Origin of the sequence: Photobacterium japonica (assembly GCF_050337005.1) — a bacterium.
Lineage (GTDB): Bacteria > Pseudomonadota > Gammaproteobacteria > Enterobacterales > Vibrionaceae > Photobacterium > Photobacterium japonica.
This window is the reverse complement of record NZ_JAKJSN010000010.1, coordinates 123,427-144,017: the sequence shown is the minus strand read 5'-3', so window position 1 is coordinate 144,017 and position 20,591 is coordinate 123,427. Positions and strand designations below refer to the sequence as shown.

At 51.5% G+C, this 20,591-nt stretch carries 17 protein-coding genes; 9 read left to right on the top strand and 8 right to left on the bottom strand.

All coding sequences use genetic code 11. The annotated features are described in order from the left end of the window. The first annotated feature begins 250 nt into the window (after positions 1–250). Entirely contained in the window at positions 251–1,540 is a 1,290-nt protein-coding gene (locus L4C36_RS03590) for an NAD(P)/FAD-dependent oxidoreductase (protein ID WP_428476413.1), read from the top strand. Positions 1,541–1,665: 125 nt separating this feature from the next. Here the strand turns inward: L4C36_RS03590 and bamJ are convergent, their stop codons facing one another. The 5 genes from bamJ to L4C36_RS03565 form a co-directional block, all read right to left on the bottom strand. Next, positions 1,666–2,139 (bottom strand): BamJ family beta-barrel-assembly machinery protein, encoded by a 474-nt coding sequence (bamJ, locus tag L4C36_RS03585; RefSeq protein WP_428476412.1) that lies wholly within the window; start codon positions 2,137–2,139, stop codon positions 1,666–1,668. Between the two features lie 113 nt (positions 2,140–2,252). Further along, entirely contained in the window at positions 2,253–2,807 is a 555-nt protein-coding gene (locus L4C36_RS03580) for a GNAT family N-acetyltransferase (RefSeq protein WP_428476411.1), read from the bottom strand. Positions 2,808–2,976: 169 nt separating this feature from the next. Beyond that, positions 2,977–3,807 (bottom strand): peptidoglycan binding protein CsiV, encoded by an 831-nt coding sequence (locus L4C36_RS03575; protein ID WP_428476410.1) that lies wholly within the window; start codon positions 3,805–3,807, stop codon positions 2,977–2,979. Positions 3,808–3,836: 29 nt separating this feature from the next. After that, a complete protein-coding gene (gene mfd / locus L4C36_RS03570) occupies positions 3,837–7,292 on the bottom strand; it encodes a transcription-repair coupling factor (protein ID WP_428476409.1) in 3,456 nt (1,151 codons plus the stop codon). A gap of 3 nt (positions 7,293–7,295) precedes the next feature. Next, on the bottom strand, positions 7,296–7,868 hold the full coding sequence (locus tag L4C36_RS03565) for a PilZ domain-containing protein (RefSeq protein WP_428476408.1): 573 nt from the start codon (positions 7,866–7,868) through the stop codon (positions 7,296–7,298). Between the two features lie 189 nt (positions 7,869–8,057). On the opposite strand from L4C36_RS03565, the gene lolC reads away from it, so the two are divergent. From lolC to lolE, 3 genes are read left to right on the top strand one after another with little or no spacing between them, the layout of a single operon-like run. Further along, the gene (lolC, locus tag L4C36_RS03560; RefSeq protein ID WP_428476439.1) at positions 8,058–9,266 is read left to right on the top strand and encodes a lipoprotein-releasing ABC transporter permease subunit LolC; all 1,209 of its coding nucleotides are present in this window, start codon (positions 8,058–8,060) and stop codon (positions 9,264–9,266) included. Further along, positions 9,259–9,948 carry a lipoprotein-releasing ABC transporter ATP-binding protein LolD gene (gene lolD / locus L4C36_RS03555; protein WP_428476407.1) on the top strand — a complete coding sequence of 230 codons (690 nt, stop codon included), beginning with the start codon at positions 9,259–9,261 and terminating at the stop codon, positions 9,946–9,948. Before lolC ends, lolD begins: the two co-directional genes overlap by 8 nt. Next, positions 9,948–11,192: a lipoprotein-releasing ABC transporter permease subunit LolE gene (lolE, locus tag L4C36_RS03550; protein WP_428476406.1), complete on the top strand. Its 1,245-nt coding sequence runs from the start codon at positions 9,948–9,950 to the stop codon at positions 11,190–11,192. The genes lolD and lolE overlap by 1 nt, the downstream gene beginning before the upstream one ends. A 301-nt stretch (positions 11,193–11,493) precedes the next feature. On the opposite strand, the gene L4C36_RS03545 is transcribed toward lolE, so the two are convergent. After that, positions 11,494–12,012 carry a DUF2062 domain-containing protein gene (locus L4C36_RS03545; protein WP_428476405.1) on the bottom strand — a complete coding sequence of 173 codons (519 nt, stop codon included), beginning with the start codon at positions 12,010–12,012 and terminating at the stop codon, positions 11,494–11,496. Here L4C36_RS03545 and L4C36_RS03540 point away from each other — a divergent pair. From L4C36_RS03540 to kdsB, 5 genes are all read left to right on the top strand, one after another. Next, positions 11,984–14,533: a DNA internalization-related competence protein ComEC/Rec2 gene (locus tag L4C36_RS03540; RefSeq protein WP_428476404.1), complete on the top strand. Its 2,550-nt coding sequence runs from the start codon at positions 11,984–11,986 to the stop codon at positions 14,531–14,533. The two genes, L4C36_RS03545 and L4C36_RS03540, sit on opposite strands and share 29 nt — an antisense overlap. Positions 14,534–14,616: 83 nt before the next feature. Then, the gene (gene msbA / locus L4C36_RS03535) at positions 14,617–16,374 is read left to right on the top strand and encodes a lipid A ABC transporter ATP-binding protein/permease MsbA (RefSeq protein WP_428476403.1); all 1,758 of its coding nucleotides are present in this window, start codon (positions 14,617–14,619) and stop codon (positions 16,372–16,374) included. Between the two features lie 8 nt (positions 16,375–16,382). Then, entirely contained in the window at positions 16,383–17,390 is a 1,008-nt protein-coding gene (lpxK, locus tag L4C36_RS03530) for a tetraacyldisaccharide 4'-kinase (RefSeq protein ID WP_428476438.1), read from the top strand. Further along, complete coding sequence (locus L4C36_RS03525; protein WP_428476402.1) at positions 17,371–17,550, top strand: Trm112 family protein; 180 nt, start codon at positions 17,371–17,373, stop codon at positions 17,548–17,550. The genes lpxK and L4C36_RS03525 overlap by 20 nt, the downstream gene beginning before the upstream one ends. Further along, a complete protein-coding gene (gene kdsB / locus L4C36_RS03520; protein WP_428476401.1) occupies positions 17,550–18,296 on the top strand; it encodes a 3-deoxy-manno-octulosonate cytidylyltransferase in 747 nt (248 codons plus the stop codon). The genes L4C36_RS03525 and kdsB overlap by 1 nt, the downstream gene beginning before the upstream one ends. Before the next feature lie 206 nt (positions 18,297–18,502). Here the strand turns inward: kdsB and L4C36_RS03515 are convergent, their stop codons facing one another. Then, positions 18,503–18,862 (bottom strand): YgiW/YdeI family stress tolerance OB fold protein, encoded by a 360-nt coding sequence (locus tag L4C36_RS03515; RefSeq protein ID WP_428476400.1) that lies wholly within the window; start codon positions 18,860–18,862, stop codon positions 18,503–18,505. A 285-nt stretch (positions 18,863–19,147) separates the two neighbouring features. Further along, positions 19,148–20,536 carry an L-cystine transporter gene (locus L4C36_RS03510; RefSeq protein ID WP_428476399.1) on the bottom strand — a complete coding sequence of 463 codons (1,389 nt, stop codon included), beginning with the start codon at positions 20,534–20,536 and terminating at the stop codon, positions 19,148–19,150. Between the last annotated feature and the right edge of the window lie 55 nt (positions 20,537–20,591).

Sequence of the window (20,591 nt, the reverse complement as noted above, 5' to 3'; positions counted from 1 at the left end):
GATGGAACACGTTTGCCCCATATCTATAGCACAATGCCTTTGTGTGCGTCTCAAGCACACTCTTCGTGTCATGCGACGGCGGTTTGCCGCCTGTATCGTGACCAGAAGTGCACGCCGAGACGGCAAAGGGCCTTTCGCTATAGGTATTATTAGTCAGCTAGCCAGCGCATTATCCTCTTCATTTTAGGGATGAAACGTAGATGTAAGGCTCTGAGCAGAAAAAATTTATATAAGATAAGAGGAAGATATTGTGATGCGAATTATCGTAGTAGGCGGCGGCGCTGGCGGTTTGGAGCTAGCAACCAAACTGGGTCGTACCTTGGGCCGTAAAGGCCGAGCAAGCGTCACGTTGGTGGATCGCAAGGGCAGCCATTTATGGAAACCTTTGTTACACGAAGTGGCGACGGGGTCGATGGATGCAGGGGTTGATGCCCTGAGCTACCGTGCACATGCCAAAAACCATTCTTTTGATTTCCAAATGGGCAGCTTGCAAGATATTGATCGTGAACGCAAAGTGATCAAGTTGGCGGCGCTGTACGACAAGCACGACGAACTGTTGTTGCCAGAGCGTGAGCTTGAGTATGACATTTTGGTGATGGCGATTGGCTCAACGTCAAACGACTTCAACACCCCTGGCGTGCGTGAACATTGTATCTTCCTTGATAGCCCAGAGCAGGCGCACCGTTTCCGTACGGAAATGAACAACCAATTTTTGAAGCTGCATGCTAACAAAGATCAAAAAACCGTGGACATCGCGATCGTGGGTGCCGGTGCAACAGGGGTAGAGCTGTCTGCCGAGTTGCACAATGCAGTACAAGAACTGCGTAATTACGGGTTTGGTGATCTCGACAGTTCGCGTTTGAACGTGAACCTTGTGGAAGCGGGTGAGCGTATTCTTCCTGCTTTGCCACCGCGTATTTCGTCTGCTGCACACAGCGAGTTGACCAAACTGGGCGTGAACGTACGTACCGCAACCATGGTCACGAAAGCGGATCACACCGGTTTGACAACCAAAGACGGTGAGCACATTCCTGCACAAATCATGGTATGGGCAGCCGGTATCAAGGCGCCTGATTTCATGAAAGATATTGCTGGCCTTGAAACGAACCGCATTAACCAGCTAGTGGTGAAACCCACCCTACAAACCACTCGCGATGATAACATCTACGTGATCGGTGATTTGGCATCGTGTGTACAGGAAGATGGTAGCTTTGTCCCTCCGCGTGCGCAAGCGGCACACCAGATGGCAAGCCGTTGTTTCTCAAACATCGTGGCGAAAATGACAGATCGTGAGCAAAAACCTTACGTGTACAGCGATCACGGTTCATTGGTTTCTCTCAGCCGTTTCTCTACCGTGGGTAGCTTGATGGGTAACCTAACCAAAGGCTCCATGATGGTAGAAGGCCGTATTGCTCGCGTGGTATACATCTCACTTTACCGCATGCACCTTGTCGCGCTGCACGGTGTATTCAAAACAGGCTTGATGATGCTGGTGGGACGTATCAACCGTGTATTGCGTCCAAACCTGAAATTGCACTGATCCCCTTGCCACAAGGCATGGCGAGAGTCATGAAAAAGTAATAAAAAACCGCCTCGAAATGGCGGTTTTTTTATGCGTTCAAAAAGCGATGGAGTGGTGTGATCGTTAGCTTAACGGTTAACGCCTTAGTTGATTTTGAACAGCTCAACATCAAAGATCAGGGTAGATCCCGGCTTAATCACGCCCATTGAACGGTTGCCATAAGCCAAGTCTGCCGGAATGAAGAAGCGCGCTTTTTCCCCTTCAACCATCAGCTGTAGGCCTTCTGTCCAGCCAGGGATCACTTGGTTCAGGCCAAATTGAATGGTTTCCCCACGATCAACAGAACTGTCGAAAACCGTGCCGTCAATCAAGGTACCGTGGTAGTGCACCGTCACCTTATCGGTAGCTTTAGGGTGAACGGTACCGGTGCCTGTTTGTAGCACTTGGTATTGCAGCCCTGATGCTGTGGTTTGCACGTCTTCATTAGCTTTGTTTTCTAGCAGAAATGTTTGGCCTAGTTGGATATTTTCAGCGGCAGACTGTTTGTTGCTCATTGAACGCTGAATAAAGAAAATAACCAGACCAATAAGTACGATAGTTAGAATAATTTTTAGCACGATGTGTCCTTACAAGGATAAAGGGATAACCTACTCAATAGCAGCAGAGCGATAGGTCAATAGTAGCAGAGCGATAGGATGCTGAAAAGTCATGGAAAATCAGCCAAACCGGCTTACCCGATGATATCAGCAGGGATCAGAGAAAACAGCAAACCGTTAACGGCTTTATCATGCATGACAATGCGATTGCGTGCCGTGCATTCAAATTGTGCTCGGCAGGCTAAGGCCGTACGTTGGCTGGCTAAGTTGCCTAAATGGGTGACGATTTCGAGCCGTGTCAGCCCGAGGGTTTGAAACGCAAATTGGCTGACCGCAACACAGGCTTCGGTGGCAAAGCCGCGACGTTGTGCACTTTCTCGTACCCAGTAGCCTAATTCCCCTGAGTTGCCGATTTCCGACAGGTTACTGATCGCCGTACTGCCAATAAACTCGTCTGTCTCACGCTCAAAAATAGCGAGCTCATAGCTGATATCGTAGCGCCAGTTTTGCTGGCTGGCATGGATCCATTCATGGGCATCGTCTTGATTATATTGCGGGGTACACCAGGTTAACCACGGTGAGAGTGCCGCGTGAGAATCTTGGATAGCCTCAACCAGTGAAAATAAATCGGCATTTTTGTACGGGCGAAGCCGCAGTCTTTCCGTCACCAGTTCAAAGTCTAATTTCATGGCACCGCCAGTCTCAAAGGAGGGGGAAAAGAGTAAGGAATAGAATAGGGTAGCACGAGGGAAATGCAATTATGTTGAGGCAGAAAAGCGACGTCAAAAAACAAAAAAGCAGGAATAAAAAAACAGACGACCTTGCGGTCGCCTGTTTCGATGGATTATGCGCGCGTCGTTACAGACGGCGAATTTGAATGATCATGCCCAGCAGAGGGTGGTCAATGTAGTGCAGTTCGTTACTGCCCATTTGACGCTGCTGATCGAAGCGGTACGATTTAAGGAACTCTTCCACTTCAATTTGCTTGTTCACGGCTTGCAAATGGCCGACTTGCACATTGCTGCTGGTGAGAGAGGCATCTGCTGATGGCGTCAGCATAGGGTCGATGCCGGTATTCTCAAGCGGCTCGGTGCCTACAATCACTTCACGGCGGCTTGGCTCGCGCAGATCAAAGGTGGCTTCGGTGAACAGATAATGCTGCACGTAAACCTTCATTTTGCCTTCTAGCTCATACAGGGCAGCGCCTGACAAGTGAGTGGCCGAGGTATCCGTTCCGCTGTTATCCGAGGTGATCGTCATGCTACCCGTGTCGCTGGCGGTGCCTGCTTGAGCAGACGCACGCGATGTGCCGTCTGGCAGGAATTGGCCAGAAAAATCTTTGCCGTAGGCAAAGTGGACTTCAGGTGCGGCCGCTTTGCTTAAATCGCCTTGACGCCAACCAAAATGGGCCAGCGGGGTAAACCCTGCATGTTGCTTTAGCTTGTTATACTCGCCATTTAGCTGAAAACGGGACGAAGACATTGGTCGGATCCCGCGGGCTTTCAGGCTGGCGGTATCACCCAGATCAATCGCAGTGCTGTAATCTATCGCAGGCAGTTGATCCGGCCATAATTCATTGACCTGCTCCGGTGCAATGTTGCGTTTGAACAGGATAACCTCGACATCAAATTGTCGCGCTAAACTTGGCCAGCTAATGACGAAGAGCAGCAAATAAATCAGTTTTTTCAAGAGAATACTCCGCACTTAAGTGCCATCTATTATAGGGTGTTTTCAGCCAACTTTGTTAAAAGCTCGTCAACATACTTAATTCTATCCTTTCTGTCACTCATTGGTGCCATGACTTTCAGTTTAGTTGGGCCTTCCATCCGGTAATGTTGTGGTGCTGATTGCAATAAGCCGACCAGAAAACCGGGGTTGATCGAAGCATTTTGATTAAATTCGATGAACCCGCCTTTCTCACCCGCTTCAATTTTACGCACCCCAATGCTGGCTGCTTTAAGCTTAATGTTGTTGATCGTCAGTAAGTTGGTGGTCGCTTCTGGCAGTAAGCCAAAGCGGTCAATCAGCTCGACTTTCAATTCCATCAATGCGTTTTCACTGTCGGCGCTGGCGATGCGTTTGTAGAGTGATAAACGGGTATTGATGTCAGGAATGAAGTCATCCGGCAGCAGAGCAGGCAGACGCAGTTCAATTTCTGTTTGTTGACGCAGTAAGTCATCCAGTGCCGGTTCTTTGCCTTCTTTCAGTGACTCGACGGCCTGTTCTAACATTTCCATGAACAGGGTAAAGCCGACGGATTGAATTTGACCACTTTGTTCATCCCCCAGCAATTCACCGGCTCCGCGAATTTCCAAATCGTGCGTGGCCAAAGTAAAGCCGGCGCCCAAATCTTCCAGTGATGAAATGGCTTCAAGGCGTTTTACCGCATCTTTGGTCATGCGTTTCGGGTGCGGTGTCAGTAAGTACGCATACGCTTGGTGGTGCGAACGACCGACACGGCCACGTAATTGGTGCAACTGCGCAAGGCCAAGGTGATCAGCACGGTTGATCACGATGGTATTGGCGGTTGGGACATCAATCCCTGTTTCAATAATGGTGGTACACACGAGCAGGTTAAAACGCTGATGATAAAAATCACTCATGATGCGTTCGAGTTCACGTTCGCGCATTTGACCGTGGGCAAATGTGACACGTGCTTCGGGGATCAATGCGCTCAACTCGTCAGCCATTTTTTCAATCGAATCGACGTCGTTGTGCAAGAAGTAGACTTGCCCGCCACGCATGACTTCACGCAGTACCGCCTCACGAATGAGGGCATCATCGTTTTCGCGAACAAAGGTTTTGATCGCCAAGCGGCGTGCAGGTGGCGTGGCAATGATCGACAGATCACGCATGCCACTCATGGCCATGTTCAGCGTACGCGGGATCGGCGTTGCGGTCAGGGTCAGAATGTCCACATCGGCACGCAATGCTTTGAGTTTTTCTTTCTGACGTACCCCAAAGCGGTGCTCTTCATCGACGATGAGCAGGCCAAGGTCGTGATACGCCACCGAAGCATTCAGTAATTTGTGGGTACCGATCAGAATATCAATCTTACCGTCAGCCATGTCTGCCAAGATTTGCTTCTGCTCTTTGGCGGTTTTAAAGCGAGAGAGCACTTCGACACGTACCGGCGTGTTGGCAAAGCGGTCACGGAAGTTCTCGAAATGCTGTTGAGCCAGCAGGGTCGTGGGCACCAGTATGGTGACCTGCTTGCTGTTATCGACCGCCACAAAGGCCGCGCGCATGGCGACTTCGGTTTTACCAAAGCCTACGTCACCACACACCAAGCGATCCATGGCTTTGGCTTGGCACATGTCAGACAGTACGGCGTTAATCGCCAGCGCCTGATCATGGGTTTCATCAAACGGGAAGCCCGTGGCAAAGTCGGCATACGCCTCACGATCAAGCGTGAACTTGAAGCCCGGTTTCATTTCGCGTTTGGCGTACACATCCAGCAGTTCGGCGGCAACATCGCGCACTTTTTCTGCGGCTTTACGGCGTGCTTTTACCCATGTTTCACCGCCCAGTTTATGGATGGGGGCACTGTCATCGGCTCCGCCTGAATAGCGGCTGATCAGGTGTAAAGAGGCAACGGGCACATAGAGTTTCGCACCACCTTGGTATTCCAAGGTCACGTACTCGGTTTTGATGCCACCGGCTTCGAGGGTTTGCAGTCCTTGATAGCGACCGATACCGTGGTCAAGGTGCACCACGGGCTGACCGACTTGCAGCTCAGCCAAGTTACGAATGATGGTATCGGCATTAACGCTTTTCTTCTCGTCACTGCGGCGACGTTGCACCACGCGCTCACCCAGCAGATCACTTTCACAGATCAAGGCGATAGCTGGGTTATCCAACACAAAACCGTGCTCGGCAGCACCAATGACTAAGCTAAAGGCGCCGGGTGCCGCAATGGCTTCAGTAAGTGATGCGCACACGATCGGACGTAGCTTGATCCGCGCTAATAAATCCAGCAGGGCTTCACGGCGGCCTTCAGAGGCCACAGAGAAAATGACCTTCCCGTTAAATTGCTCGGTAAAACGGCGCAGTTCCGCTAACGGCTCTTTGAGCTGGTGGTTAATGGTGAGCGCGGGCACCGCACTGAGTGCCGGGTTAAAGCGACCGGCTTTTTCCGGCTCCGCGTCTTTGCGGATCCGCACTTGTGGCAGTTGTTTGAAATGGGTAAACATTTCTTCTTTGTTGAGCCACAAATCTTTCGGTGGCAACAACGGACGCAGCGGATCCACACGGCGTTGATCGAACCGGTATTCGGCATCGGTTAAGAACTGATCCACCGCCGGTTCAAGGTGACCGATAGTGACGAGCAGGCTGCTGTCTGGCAGGTAGTCAAACAGGGTTTCTGTTTCATCGAAAAACAGCGGTTGCCAATATTCAATACCGGCTGGCCATGTCCGTTTGCTGACTTGCTGATAAATGGATTCCGGCTCGCGGCGCGCGTCAAAGCGTTCACGCCAGCGCATGCGGAAACTTTCAATGGCCACTTCGTCGGTCGGGAATTCGTGTGCAGGCAACAAGCGGATCTGTTCAATCTCACCGGTTGAACGTTGGTTTTCGGGATCAAACTGACGAATGGAATCCACTTCATCATCAAAGAAGTCGATACGGAACGGCTGGTTGCTGCCCATTGGGAAGAGGTCAAGCAACGAGCCTCGGCTGGCGTATTCGCCGTGTTCCATCACCTGATCCACGTGGCGGTAACCCGCGTTTTCCAATTGCAGGCGCAGCTTTTCGAGCGACAGGCGATCGCCGTTACTGACCAATAGCGCATGTTGCTGAATAAACGCGCGTGGGCTCAAACGCTGCAACAAGGTACTGATCGGCACTAAGACGATCCCGTCTTTTTGCTGAGGCAGGCCATACAAGCACGACAGACGCGCTGAAATAATGTCCTGATGCGGTGAAAAGTTATCGTACGGCAGGGTTTCCCAGTCCGGGAAAACCGTGACGTCTTTGGCTGTGAATTGGCTGACTTCCGGTTGCAGGCGCAAGGCGGATTGAGTATCCGGCACCACGGCCAGTAGCGGGCCTTGATGGGATTCGGCCAATTCGGCAATCGACAATGCCAGCGCGGCCCCCGAAATATTACCGATGAATCGGCAGTCTCCCGCTTTATGGGGGGAAGGGAGAGAGAGTATGGAGTGTGCTTTCATGGCTTATTGATGTTCTGATCGCTGTTGCGCGCGTTGGCGCAGAATTTTTTGTTGGAAGAGTAAGGCTGCTCGGATCAACAGGTCCTGATCCTCTTCCGTGAGTCGCGTATAACGTAAATGAACCGTCACAAGGTCGTGTTCAGTGTGACAATCGGTGACTTCAGCATAGGCGTAGACGGCCGCTGCTGGGTTATCGAGGAAGATCTTCAGTCGAACCGCTGTGCCCGTAGCCAGTGGTTGCGATGCGCCGTATGTCAGACGGCTCGCCCCAAAGGTGTGGGTCGTGTAACGTTGCGTCGGATCGTCCTGCTGGGCCAATACAAAAGACAGTAACAAATTAATTTTACTGTTCTGGGCAGCTAAGTATTGGGTCAGTCCTGTGGCCTCGGGTTTGGAAAAGTGGGTGAGAGCACGCTCTAAGTCGTCATCAAGGCTGCTGCATTCACTGGCAACACGAAACAGGGGCGGGATTTCGGCAATAAAATCCGCTTGCTCGGGCACCGATTCATCGGGTGCGAGCGGTTCTACATTAAGGGTCAATCCAGCATGGACTGAAAAATACTCGTCCTGATTCATGTTGCTCTCGTTATAAATTAACTATCCTTCGATTATCACTTAGCTCTCGCTTGGGGGCAAGTCAGTGACCGTTACTGGTCCAATTTTAGCCTCTGTTTTTACATTACTTTTGCCTACGTCAATGGTAAAAGGTGTTGGCAAGGGGTATCCTTGCGGCAGTCTTTATCTGGATGGTTTGTTGTTGAATCTATGTTTCATCCCGTATCGTTTTTTATAGGGTTACGCTATTTGCGCGGACGATCTGGCGATCGTTTCAGCCGGTTTGTTTCCTATATGTCTACCGCTGGTATTACCATCGGTGTGCTGTCATTGGTAACCGTGTTGTCGGTCATGAATGGCTTTGAGGATCAGCTGAAGTCGCGCATTCTTGGTGTGATGCCACAAGTGGTGGTCTCCGGGCCGGATGGCCATCTCACGCGTACGCCTCAGCCCCCTGCGTTTTTAACCGACATGCCCCACGTGGACATGGTCGTGCCTGTCACCCGTGGTGAAGCCGTGTTGCAAAGTGCCAGCTCATTAGCCGCGGGTATGTTGCTGGGGGTCGATCCCACCCAATTTGAGCCCGTGAAATATTACGTGAACCGCGGTGCACTCGAGATGCTCACGCCCGGCAGTTACCGCGTCCTACTTGGGCAAGGGTTGGCTAATCAATTGGGTGTCGGTGTCGGCGATAAAGTACGCTTGATGGTCACCAGTGCCAGCCAGTACACACCGATTGGGCGTATCCCGAGCCAACGTAATTTTGAAGTGGCCGGTTTTTACAATACGGGGTCAGATGTCGATAACATGTTGATGCTCACGAACATTGACGATGCTGGCCGTTTGTTGCGCTTGAAAAAAGATCAGATCACCGGTTGGCGTTTGTTTGTGGATGACCCGTTTGTGGTGTCTGAACTGGCCACCCAGCCGTTACCGGACAACATGGTGTGGTCAGACTGGCGTGAACAACGCGGTGAGCTGTTCCAAGCGGTCAAAATGGAAAAGAACATGATGGGGCTGATGCTCGGTCTGATCATTGGTGTCGCGGCCTTTAATATCATTTCTGCCTTGATCATGGTGGTGATGGAGAAACAAGCGGAAGTGGCCATTTTAAAAACCCAAGGGATGACCAGCCGTCAGGTGCTCTTGGTGTTCATGGTACAAGGCGCGAGCAGCGGCGTGATTGGCGCGATCATCGGCGGCCTGCTTGGTATGGTATTGGCGATGAACCTAAACAGTGTGTTGGCTGTCACCGGTGGCAGTTTGATCATGGCGGGCGGATCATTGCCTGTCGTTGTTGAACCGGTTCAAATTTTGATTGTGATTGCTGGCGCGATTTTATTGAGTTTGCTAGCAACCGTATTTCCATCTTATCGGGCGGCATCGGTTCGTCCTGCTGAGGCACTGCGTTATGAGTAAGTCGTTATTGGTTTGTCAGGGATTGCGTAAGATTTATCAAGAAGCGCAACTGGAAACGGAGGTGCTCAAAGGCGTCGGGTTTGCATTAGAGGCCGGTGAATTGGTGGCGATTGTGGGCTCGTCAGGCTCAGGGAAAAGTACCTTGCTGCATTTGTTGGGTGCATTGGATGAGCCGACGGCGGGCGAGGTGTTCTTTAAAGGACAGAATCTCAATGCCATGAGTGCCAACAAGCAAGCCAAATTGCGCAACCAAGAAATTGGTTTTGTGTACCAGTTCCACCATTTGTTAGCGGATTTCAGTGCGGAAGAGAATGTCGCGATGCCGCTGTTGATTGGGGGCGTGTCGGCACAACAAGCCCGTAGCCGTGCCCAAAGCATGCTGGAGCTGGTGGGCTTATCTCACCGTTTGGCGCACCGTCCCTCAGAGTTGAGTGGCGGGGAACGTCAGCGTGTGGCGATTGCCCGTGCGTTGGTGAACCGTCCGGCATTGGTGTTGGCTGATGAGCCAACCGGTAACTTGGACCACAAAACCGCGTTAGAAATTTATGATTTGATGCGCACCTTGAATAAAGAATCGGGCACCGCGTTTTTGGTGGTGACACATGATAAAGAACTGGCTGGCAAGCTTGATCGCACCATGCATATGCAAGATGGCGAGCTGGTTAAGGTAGAGGCTGCTTGATGATCCGACCGCTTTCATTATTTATCGGTAGCCGTTTTAGTCGGGCGAAACAACGTAACCGCATGGTGTCGTTCATCTCTATCTCGTCCATGCTGGGTATCGCTGTTGGGGTGGCCGTGATCATCATTGGTTTATCGGCCATGAACGGGTTTGAGCGAGAGCTCCAAAATCGCGTGTTGTCGGTGATTCCGCATGCGGAGTTAGAAGCGGTCCAACCGCCGTTTAAAGACTGGCAGCCTATCCTGGAGACGGTTGAAAAACACCCGCGCGTAACGGCAGCAGCACCGTATATTCAGTTCACCGCACTACTGGAAAAGGGCAATAGCCTGAAAGCCGTCGAAGTGCGCGGGGTGAATCCGGAGCAGCAACGTGCGGTGAGTGCGTTGCCAACGTACGTGAAAGACAATGCGTGGGACCATTTTGAAGCCGATAAGCAGCAGGTCATTCTGGGCCAAGGTGTGGCGGATAAATTGGGGATTGGCGTGGGGGATTGGATCACCGCGATGATCCCGAACCCTGATCCGAGCCTGAAGCTGAAAGCACCGCACCGTATTCGTTTGCAAGTGGTGGGGTTGTTGGCCTTGGCGGGGCAAATTGACCATAACTTTGCGTTAGTGCCCCTTAAAGATGCACAGCAATACCTGTCGATGGGCGACGGTATTTCCGGCATCGAACTGAACGTTGATAATGTTTTGGACGCTCAGCAGATTGTGCGTGAAGTGGGCGGAACACTGCCCGTGTATGTGTACCTGAAAAGCTGGAACCACAAATACGGGTATTTGTACCGCGACATTCAGATGGTACGCACCATCATGTATTTGGTGATGGTACTGGTGATTGGAGTGGCGAGCTTTAACATTGTCTCGACTCTGATGATGGCCGTGAAAGATCGTTCAGCAGATATTGCGATTCTGCGTACCATGGGCGCGACCGATCGGCTGATCCGTTCCATCTTTATTTGGCATGGGGTGTTCTCAGGCGTGATTGGTAGCTTGATCGGCTCACTATTGGGCTCCTTGGTAGCGTTGAATCTGACCAGCATGTTGCGTGGCCTTGAAGGCATCGTCGGGCATAAATTCTTGTCCGGTGATATCTACTTTGTCGATTTCTTGCCGACAGAATTGGCGCTGCATGATGTGCTGTTAGTTACCGTGACAGCCGTGGTACTGAGTTTCTTGGCGACGTGGTACCCCGCAAAACGGGCGAGTGCGTTACAGCCGGCGGCTGTATTGAGCGCCAAGTAATACGGCACTGTTTTTATTGCATACTCTTCACTGTACTGTTTTCACTGTGCGTTAGCGTCAAAACGTGAGCTGGCTTCATGCCTGCTCACGTTAACGCAGCGTGTTGCATTCACCGTTGTTACGGCTGTTGCGTTACCATCGAAAGGCATTGCGCCGTGATGGGGGGTTGTATACAAAACGGTTAGGCATAAAAAAACCTCGCACTGCGAGGTTTTTTTGTATCTGGCTCTTTTGCTTCTGACGGCCTTTGGCGTTGGCGAGCGTGCAAAATGAGTGCGTGCGGTAAAAAGGGTGAGAAAAATTAGCGTAGCACGCGGAACTTACGTTTTTGCCAGCTGCGAACCACGGAATAGCGCCACAAACCTCGAATACCAAAATAGCCGATAAGCGCACAGCTAACACCGGTGACCATACAACCGAGCAGGAAGGGAGGACCGATTTGATTCATCTGATGCAACAGGAATTCCCACGACAGCTCAAAATGAAACGCTTGGTGAGGGGTATTCATCAGCCAGGCCCCGACTTTATAGGCGCCGAAGAACAGGACTGGCATCGTAATGGGATTACTGATCCAGACCAAGCAGACCGACAGCGGCAAATTCACACCGAACAAAATGGCCAAACCGGCCGCCATGATCATTTGGCTTGGCAAAGGCACGAACGCCATGAACAAGCCAACTGCAAACGCGCCCGAGGCCGAACGGCGGTTCAGGCACCACAAATTCGGGTTATACAGGACGTTGCCAAAAATCTTCAGGGCTTTTTGACGCTTGATCAGTTCGTGGCTTGGCATGAATCGTTTAAGGACTTGTCTAGGCATTGTCTTTCTTATTTCTGCGGGCTGCGTTGACATGGTGCGTCACACAGCTGGGGTTGCACTTGGACTGTTATCGCTGCATTTCTGGCCATCACTTCCAGAGTATAATGCGTTTGTTTCTGTTTTGATGATAGGCAGCATGGTGTTAGCGTATTTCCATCAGCGAATCTTGTTTTGGTTCGCAGTGGGTGCGCTGTTGGCGAATTTTTCCGCCACATCCTATGTTAAAAGCGTCCAATTTGCTGCGCTAGAGCAGGGGCATATTACCATAGTCGGGGAGGTTCGTAGCCTATTAAATCCAAACAATAACGTTACATTGTTTGAATTTGTTAGTGAGGTAAGGGGGAGCCCACCGGACGAGACGGGGATCACATCCCGTTTTCAGTTGCGCTGGCAGCAGGGTGTACCAGCGCCAACGATGCGTCAGGGAGAGCGCTGGCAATTAAGTGTGAAATTGCGTCCACCGCATGGCCGCGTGAACAGCGCGGGGTTTGATCGTGAGCGGCATTTTGTCGGCAAAGGCATTCATGCCTCGGGTATTGTGTATCAAGGAGAGCGCGTAACCGCCAGTGAAGGAGCTCCTGCAGGTTGGCGACAAGGGCTATTTGAACAGGCTGTTGCGCACACTGACGGGCTGGCTCATCAGGGGTATTTACTGGCGTTAGGGTTTGGTTTCCGTGATTTACTGGATGACACCGCGTGGGCCTTGCTGCGAGACAGTGGATTAGCCCATTTGATGGCGATTTCCGGTTTGCACATCGGGCTGGCGGTGATGCTTGGCTGGGGGAGCGGCGGTCTGGGGCGTTTTCTTCTTGGTGATAGCGCCCGTTGGCGCTGGTTACCCCTGTGGGGTGCCATTATGTGTGGGGCGGGGTATGCATGGTTAGCCGGATTCAGCTTGCCGACCCAACGTGCATTGATGATGAGCCTGTTGGCCTTGTGCTTGTTGCGAGGCGGTGTTCGATGGCCGAGTGGACAGATCATCTTGGTGGTGTTTGTGATCAGTCTGGCGCTCAATCCACTGGCGTCTTATCTTGCTGGTTTTTGGCTGTCGTTCAGTGCGGTCGGGGTGATCCTGCTCGCCCATCATTTGGGTGTTGGCCGCAGTGAGCATGATGCCTCCCCCTTGATATCGCGTGGCCAGTGGATCTGGCAGACATTAAAAAAGACGGCATGGATGCAACTGGCGTTGTTGTTGTTTATGTTGCCGGTGCAATGGATCTGGTTTGGGGGTTTTGCGCCGCTTTCCCCTGTGATCAATTTTATCGCCATTCCTTGGGTCAGCCTTATTGTCGTGCCTTTCGTGTTGGCTGCCATCGTGTTTTCGGGGTGGGTTTCGGTGGCTAGCATATTGTGGCAAGGGGCCGATCTTGCGTTACAACCCGTATTGGTTTTTGCCAGCGTGGCATCCGAACAGTGGTGGGCGGTACCGACCACGCACTTACCGCTGTTGCTCGGTATCGTGGCCGTAGGTGGAATGGGCTGGCTGCTGCCCTGGCGGCGAAGTCGAGTGTTAGTGACCGTCGTGCTGATTTGCAGTGTGGTGTGGGCGTTTCCGGTCTTTCACCGTTCATTAGATGCCCTTTCATCCATACCGTTATTCTTTGCTGAGACAAAGGATCGTCAGTCGGGGTTACAGGCGAATTGGGAGGCCATGAATACCGCTTCTGTGCCATGGCGTATCGACATGCTCGATGTCGGGCATGGATTGGCTGTGGTCATTTCTCGCGGACAGCACGCCATTGTGTATGACACAGGTGATCAGTGGCCGATGGGCAGCATTGCTGGCTCGGTGATCGAACCCGTATTAAAACAGCGAGGCATTACCCAACTGGACGGATTGATTTTAAGCCATGCCGACAGTGATCATGCTGGTGGCGCGGATTATATCGATGCGCGTTTTTCTCCGCGCTGGAAGCGCAGCAGTGATCGGCGTGCCGGGTACTTGCCATGTGTACGGGGCGAAAACTGGCAATGGCAGGGCTTATCGTTTGACGTTTTATGGCCGCCAAAACAGGTGAGCCGTGCCGCCAACCCCCATTCCTGTGTCATTCATATTTCTGATCCCTCTGTGGCGGCAGGACAGGCGGCCAGTGTGTTGCTGACGGGGGACATTGATGCGATTTCTGAGCTGATCTTGGCGCAGCATGAGCCAACGTTAGCACCGGACATTGTGTTTGTGCCCCACCATGGTAGTGCCACGTCGTCAACACAGACATGGTTGGACGCGATGAATCCGCAATACGGTTTGGTTTCCGTGGCGCGTTACAGCCCTTGGGCGTTGCCGTCACCGTCGATTATGCAGCGTTATCAGGCGCGAGACATTACGTGGCTCTCGACCGCAGAAGCGGGTCAAGTCAGTGTGCGAATTGTGCAAAAACAGATCGATGTTGTGCGTTACCGGCAAGATAAAAAAGCCGCCTGGTATCGGCCTGATCATACGGTGACGCCAAGCGTGTTATCCTCGCAGGGGACACCGCTTGCCAGAATGGATGAAAAAGCGGCGGAAAAACAAGCAGATTAAAAAAAGGATCGGTGAACTTATTTGGTGCCTTGGCGTGAAGCGAGTAGAATGTGAAACATTGACTTCAAGAAATAATGGTTTCCATGACACAACCCAACGATCAAACCACTTGGGAAACGTTTAAGCAATTATGGCCTTCTATTAGCCTGTACAAAACAGGGCTAGCGGCGGCTGTAGTGGCATTAATCGTCAACGCTGCAAGTGATGCACTGATGCTTTCTATGATTAAACCCCTGATGGATGAAAGTTTTGGTGGTTTAGACAGCGTCGAATCCAATTTCCTCGCGATGATGCCCATTTACCTACTGGGTCTGATGATCCTCCGCGGTGTCAGCGGTTTTGTTTCTACTTACTGCCTGTCTTGGGTATCTGGCAATGTCGTGATGACGATGCGTCGCCAGATGTTTAACCACTTTATGAAAATGCCCGTGGGTTTTTTTGATCAAGAATCTGCGGGTAAATTGCTTTCCCGTATTACGTACGATTCTGAGCAAGTGGCGGCGGCAACCAGCGGTGCCTTGGTGAGCTTGGTGCGTGAAGGGGCAACGATTATCGCCCTGATGACCATCATGTTTTACAACAGCTGGCAGCTGTCTGCGATTCTGTTGGTGATTGCGCCGGTTGTAGCCATTAGCATCCGTATCGTATCTAAGCGTTTTCGTGGCATCTCCAAGAACATGCAAGATGCGATGGGCTCCGTGACCTCATCGGCCGAGCAAATGCTAAAAGGCCACAAAGTGGTCTTGAGCTACGGCGGTCAGCAAGTCGAACAAGAACGCTTTGAGCAAGTTAGTAACCGTATGCGCCAGCAAACCATGAAATTGGTCTCGGCACAGGCGATCGCGAACCCAGTGATTCAGGTGATTGCATCGTTGGCGTTGGTGGTCGTGCTGATTTTGGCCAATACCGATAGCCTGCGTGAATCATTAACGCCGGGTACGTTTGCGCTGATCYTCGGTTCGATGTTTGGTTTGATGCGTCCGCTAAAAGCCTTGACTAACGTGACCTCACAATTCCAGCGTGGTATGGCCGCGTGTCAGACCTTGTTCAGTTTGATGGAGCTTGAGACCGAAAAAGATCACGGTAACCATGAGGCAGAACGCGTAAAAGGTGTGATTAGCGTGTCTGATGTGACCTTTACCTACCCAACGAAAGAATCGCCAGCCCTGCGCAAGGTGAGCTTTGAACTGCCTGCCGGTAAAACACTGGCCTTGGTGGGTCGTTCCGGTTCAGGTAAGAGTACCATTGCGAATTTGTTGACCCGCTTCTATGACATTGATTCGGGTAAAATTGCCATTGATGGCCATGACATTTGTGATTACAAACTGACGAACCTGCGCGATCAGGTGGCGGTGGTATCACAGAACGTTCACCTGTTTAACGACACCATTGCCAATAACATCGCGTATGCGAGCGATGGCCGTTACAGCCGTGCGGAGATTGAAAAAGCCGCCACACTCGCACATGCCATGGACTTCATTAACGGCATGGACAATGGTTTAGACACCATGATTGGTGAAAACGGTGTAAGCCTGTCTGGCGGTCAGCGTCAGCGTATTGCCATTGCGCGTGCCTTGCTGCGTGATGCGCCTGTACTGATTTTGGATGAAGCCACGTCAGCGTTGGATACGGAATCTGAGCGTGCGATTCAGTCAGCGCTAGATGAACTGCAAAAAGATCGTACTGTGCTGGTGATTGCCCACCGTCTTTCTACGATTGAAAACGCCGACCAAATCTTGGTGGTGGACGAAGGCGAAATCATTGAACGCGGTGTGCATGCTGAGTTAATTGCACAAAACGGTGCCTATGCCCAGCTTCATCGTATTCAATTTGGTGACTAATGGCTTCTGTGATTGAAAAAATCTGGTTTGAGTCTCACCCGCTAGGGTGGGTACTCTCGCCGGTATTGTGGCCGCTTAGCAAACTGTTTGGTGCGATCAGCCGTCACCGTCGTCAACAGTATCAATCCGGTCAAAAAACCGTTTACCGTGCCAAGGTACCGGTGGTCGTGGTCGGTAATATCACCGCAGGCGGGAACGGGAAAACACCCGTTGTCGTTTGGCTGGTGGAGCAATTACTGGCCAAAGGGTTGAAACCGGGCGTGGTGTCACGGGGTTACGGGGCGAAAGCGCCGCATTACCCGTATCGTGTCACGGACAGCAGTACCACGGCGGAAGCGGGTGATGAACCTGTGCTGATTTATCGTCGCACGGGGGTGCCGGTTGCGGTGTCACCAGTACGCGCTGACGCGGTGGCCTTGTTAGAGCCTGACGTGGATGTCATCATCACCGACGACGGTTTGCAGCATTATGCGCTAGCGCGTGATATTGAAATCGTGGTGATTGATGGCCAGCGTCGTTTTGGTAACCAGCAGCTAATTCCTGCCGGTCCCTTGCGTGAAGGGTGCGAACGCTTGCAGCAAGTCGACTTTCTGATTTGTAACGGCGGTGAGGCGCAGGGCGGTGAGATCCCGATGCATTTGGCGCCGTCCGCCTTGGTCAATGTGCAGTCGGGTGCGCGCTGTGACGTAAGTGCGTTATCTGGCGATGTTGTGGCCATGGCGGGAATTGGCCATCCACCCCGCTTTTTTAATACATTATCGACACTAGGGGTTCACCCTGTTGTCTGTCAGCCGTTTGCTGATCATAAAGCATTTTCTGAACAAGAATTACATCAGTTGTCTGCCCGCGGGCAGCACTTGCTCATGACTGAGAAAGATGCGGTGAAATGCCACACGTTCGCTCAGCCCGATTGGTGGTACTTGCCAGTCGATGCGGTCATCCCGACGGAGCAAGCTGAGCGTTTGATTAACCGGATTATTAAGGTAAAGGAAGAATATGGATCATCGTCTGCTTGAAATCGTTGCTTGTCCTGCTTGCAAAGGTAAGCTTAACTTCGATAAAGACAACAATGAGCTGATTTGTAAATTTGATCGTCTCGCATACCCGATCAAAGAAGGCATTCCGGTTCTGCTAGAACCTGAAGCCCGCACATTAAGCTCGGAAGAGGTGAAATAATGTCATTCACAGTCATTATTCCTGCGCGTTATCAGTCTACCCGTTTGCCGGGTAAGCCCCTGGCTGATATTGGTGGCAAGCCGATGGTGCAGTGGGTGTATGAGCAAGCCTGTAAAGCCGGTGCTGAGCAAGTGATTGTGGCCACCGATGATCAGCGTATCGTGGATGTGGTGAAAGGGTTTGGTGGTGAAGTCTGCCTGACTCGTGCCGATCATGAGTCGGGTACGGAGCGTTTGGCGGAAGTGGTTGAGAAATACCAGTTACCAGCCGATCACATTGTGGTGAACGTGCAAGGTGACGAGCCGTTGATCCCTGAAACCATTATTCGTCAGGTCGCGGATAATCTGGCGAACAGTGTGGCACCGATGGCAACACTGGCGGTGGAAATTGATCACGCGGATGAAGTGTTTAACCCGAACGCCGTGAAAGTGGTGACGGATAAAGACGGTTATGCGCTGTACTTTAGCCGCGCATCGATCCCCTGGGATCGTGACAACTTTGCTAAGCGCCCGCAGGAAATTCACCGTAACCTGCTGCGTCATGTCGGTATTTATGCTTACCGTGCGGGCTTTATCAATACCTACATCAACTGGGAACCGAGTGCGTTAGAGAAAATCGAATCACTCGAGCAATTGCGTGTACTCTGGTACGGCGAGAAAATCCACGTAGATGTGGCCATTGATGCGCCACCCGCGGGTGTCGATACCCCAGAAGATCTGGAAAAAGTGCGTCAGTTGGTGCGCTAATGGTCTTGATGTGACGGGCGAGAAACGTCATCTCGTCATCGCGAATAAATCCATAGAAGTGGTGCCTTTGGTGCCACTTTTTTTATGTCTGCTCGTTGTCGGCATACGGTTTAAAAATAAAAAAAGCGGCCTCAGACATCCTGCTGGGCCGCGTGTGATATTCACAAAGTAGCTATAAGAAAAGTGCAGTGTGTGGGCGTTAACGCTTACAGCACTTGGATTCGGTCAATTTCGATTTCTGGCTGCAGACCACCATCGACTTCACCGTATACGCGTACGCGAGTTTCTGCATCAATGGTTTGGCCCAAGCGGGTGTCATCATCCAGTTCTACCGTGATTTCATCTTTCCCGTCACTGAAGACAAACGTATCCGCGCTCAGCTGTTTGATCAGTTTGCCTTCCATCATGACATCTTGATCAGTGAAGATATTAATCTCGTTCAGTATTTCATGGACCGGTGTGATTTTCGTTGGACCGGTGTAAGCGATAGGTTGAGATTGTGCCATCGCCAGTGTTGGGCCAAAGGCAAGGATCGCGGTCAGTAGGTATACACTTGGCTTGTTCATTGTCGTCATCCTATTTTCATTCAAAGCGTTGTTCGGGCTATTCGGCGTACCGGTTCATGCTGGGTGGGTCGCCGTGTTGATGGAGCCATTAAAACAAAGCCTGACTGAATAATGCGTGACTGGTATATTCATGTGGCGTTCATATTCCCCGTTAAAACAATTTTGCGCTGCGCAAGGCTGACACGTGAAAGGGATAGGCTGGGAATAACGTGATTGAAAAATAAGAAAAAGCCACCCGGAGGTGGCTTTGAAAATCGAAAGGAAAGGTGTTTTTGACTGTCTGTGTTAGATTTTTGCTGTCGACGGTGTCACATCGTTGTCAGCATTAAACAGTGTCTCATCCGCTTGGCCCAGTAGACGCGAGGTAATGGTACCCGCTGTCATTGAACCGCTAACATTAATCGCAGTACGGCCCATATCAATCAGTGGTTCAATCGAAATCAATAACCCTGCCAGTGCTACCGGCATATCCAGTGCCGACAAGACAATCAGTGCTGCGAACGTTGCGCCGCCACCCACACCGGCAATCCCGAAGGAGCTTACCGTCACCACCGCAATCAGGGTCAGCATAAAGCTTGGGTCGAGTGGGTTAATACCAATCGTTGGGGCAATCATGACCGCCAACATCGCAGGGTACAGACCGGCACAGCCGTTTTGTCCCATGGTGGCACCAAAGGAAGCCGAGAAGTTGGCTACCGCGTCGCCATTACCCAACTTTTGTACCTGCGTGTCCACATTGAGCGGAATCGTCCCTGCGCTTGAGCGAGACGTGAACGCAAAGGTCAGTACCGGCAAGATTTTTTTCAAGTACTTCACGGGGTTCACACCCACCAGAGAAACCAGTACTAAGTGCATAAGCAGAATCAGTCCCAGCCCGACATACGAGGCCATCACGAAACTGATCAGGCTCAGAATGTCGTCATAGTTAGATCCCGCAACCACTTTGGTCATCAGGGCCAATACCCCGTACGGTGTCAGGCTCAGTACCATGCGTACTAATGTGCGTACCACTTCCTGTGAGACATTGACGAACTTTTCAAAGCTCTCACCCAATTCTGGCTGAGTACGGATCACGGTTAAACCCGCGACACCGACAAAGGCAGAGAAAATCACGACCGCGATGGTAGAAGTAGGGCGACTGCCCGCCAAATCGGCGAAGGGGTTACCCGGGAAGAAAGAGGTGATCATGTCAGCAAAAGACAACGCGTGTACGGTGTGCAAACTGGTTTCTAGAGCTTCACCGCGCGCAATCTCACGGGCACCCTGCACAATCCCTTCAGCGGATAAGCCAAACAGGTTGCTGACCATGATGCCGATCAAGGCGGATACTGCAGTGGTGGCGAGCAAAATACCGATGCTCAAGCCGGAGATTTTCCCCAGAGAGCCCGAGTCTTTCACTTTGATGATGGCACCAATAATGGACACCATGATCAACGGCATGATGATCATTTTCAGTAAGCTGACATATCCCGCGCCCACAATGTTAACGTACTCCAGCGTATCGCTGATCACCGCATTGCCGCCACCGTAAACCAGTTGCAGCGCGCCACCAAACAGCACACCTAAACCTAGGCTGGTGAACACGCGTTTTGATAGCGTATGTTCGGCTTTTTGTTGTCGATAAAGTAGGGCGATAAGGAGGGCGAAGATCGCCATATTCATAATCTGGAGCATGACACATTTCCTAACGTTGTTATAAATCAGCGCGTCCATGTACTGACTTATTAAT

Bases quoted from the DNA above. Each gene is read 5' to 3' on its own strand.
- L4C36_RS03580 (WP_428476411.1), bottom strand. From the start codon at position 2,807: ATGAAATTAGACTTTGAACTGGTGACGGAAAGACTGCGGCTTCGCCCG.
- mfd (WP_428476409.1), bottom strand. From the start codon at position 7,292: ATGAAAGCACACTCCATACTCTCTCTCCCTTCCCCCCATAAAGCGGGA.
- L4C36_RS03565 (WP_428476408.1), bottom strand. From the start codon at position 7,868: ATGAATCAGGACGAGTATTTTTCAGTCCATGCTGGATTGACCCTTAAT.
- lolC (WP_428476439.1), top strand. From the start codon at position 8,058: ATGTTTCATCCCGTATCGTTTTTTATAGGGTTACGCTATTTGCGCGGA.
- lolD (WP_428476407.1), top strand. From the start codon at position 9,259: ATGAGTAAGTCGTTATTGGTTTGTCAGGGATTGCGTAAGATTTATCAA.
- lolE (WP_428476406.1), top strand. From the start codon at position 9,948: ATGATCCGACCGCTTTCATTATTTATCGGTAGCCGTTTTAGTCGGGCG.
- L4C36_RS03540 (WP_428476404.1), top strand. From the start codon at position 11,984: ATGAATCGTTTAAGGACTTGTCTAGGCATTGTCTTTCTTATTTCTGCG.
- L4C36_RS03545 (WP_428476405.1), bottom strand. From the start codon at position 12,012: ATGCCTAGACAAGTCCTTAAACGATTCATGCCAAGCCACGAACTGATC.
- L4C36_RS03525 (WP_428476402.1), top strand. From the start codon at position 17,371: ATGGATCATCGTCTGCTTGAAATCGTTGCTTGTCCTGCTTGCAAAGGT.
- kdsB (WP_428476401.1), top strand. From the start codon at position 17,550: ATGTCATTCACAGTCATTATTCCTGCGCGTTATCAGTCTACCCGTTTG.
- L4C36_RS03515 (WP_428476400.1), bottom strand. From the start codon at position 18,862: ATGAACAAGCCAAGTGTATACCTACTGACCGCGATCCTTGCCTTTGGC.
- L4C36_RS03510 (WP_428476399.1), bottom strand. From the start codon at position 20,536: ATGCTCCAGATTATGAATATGGCGATCTTCGCCCTCCTTATCGCCCTA.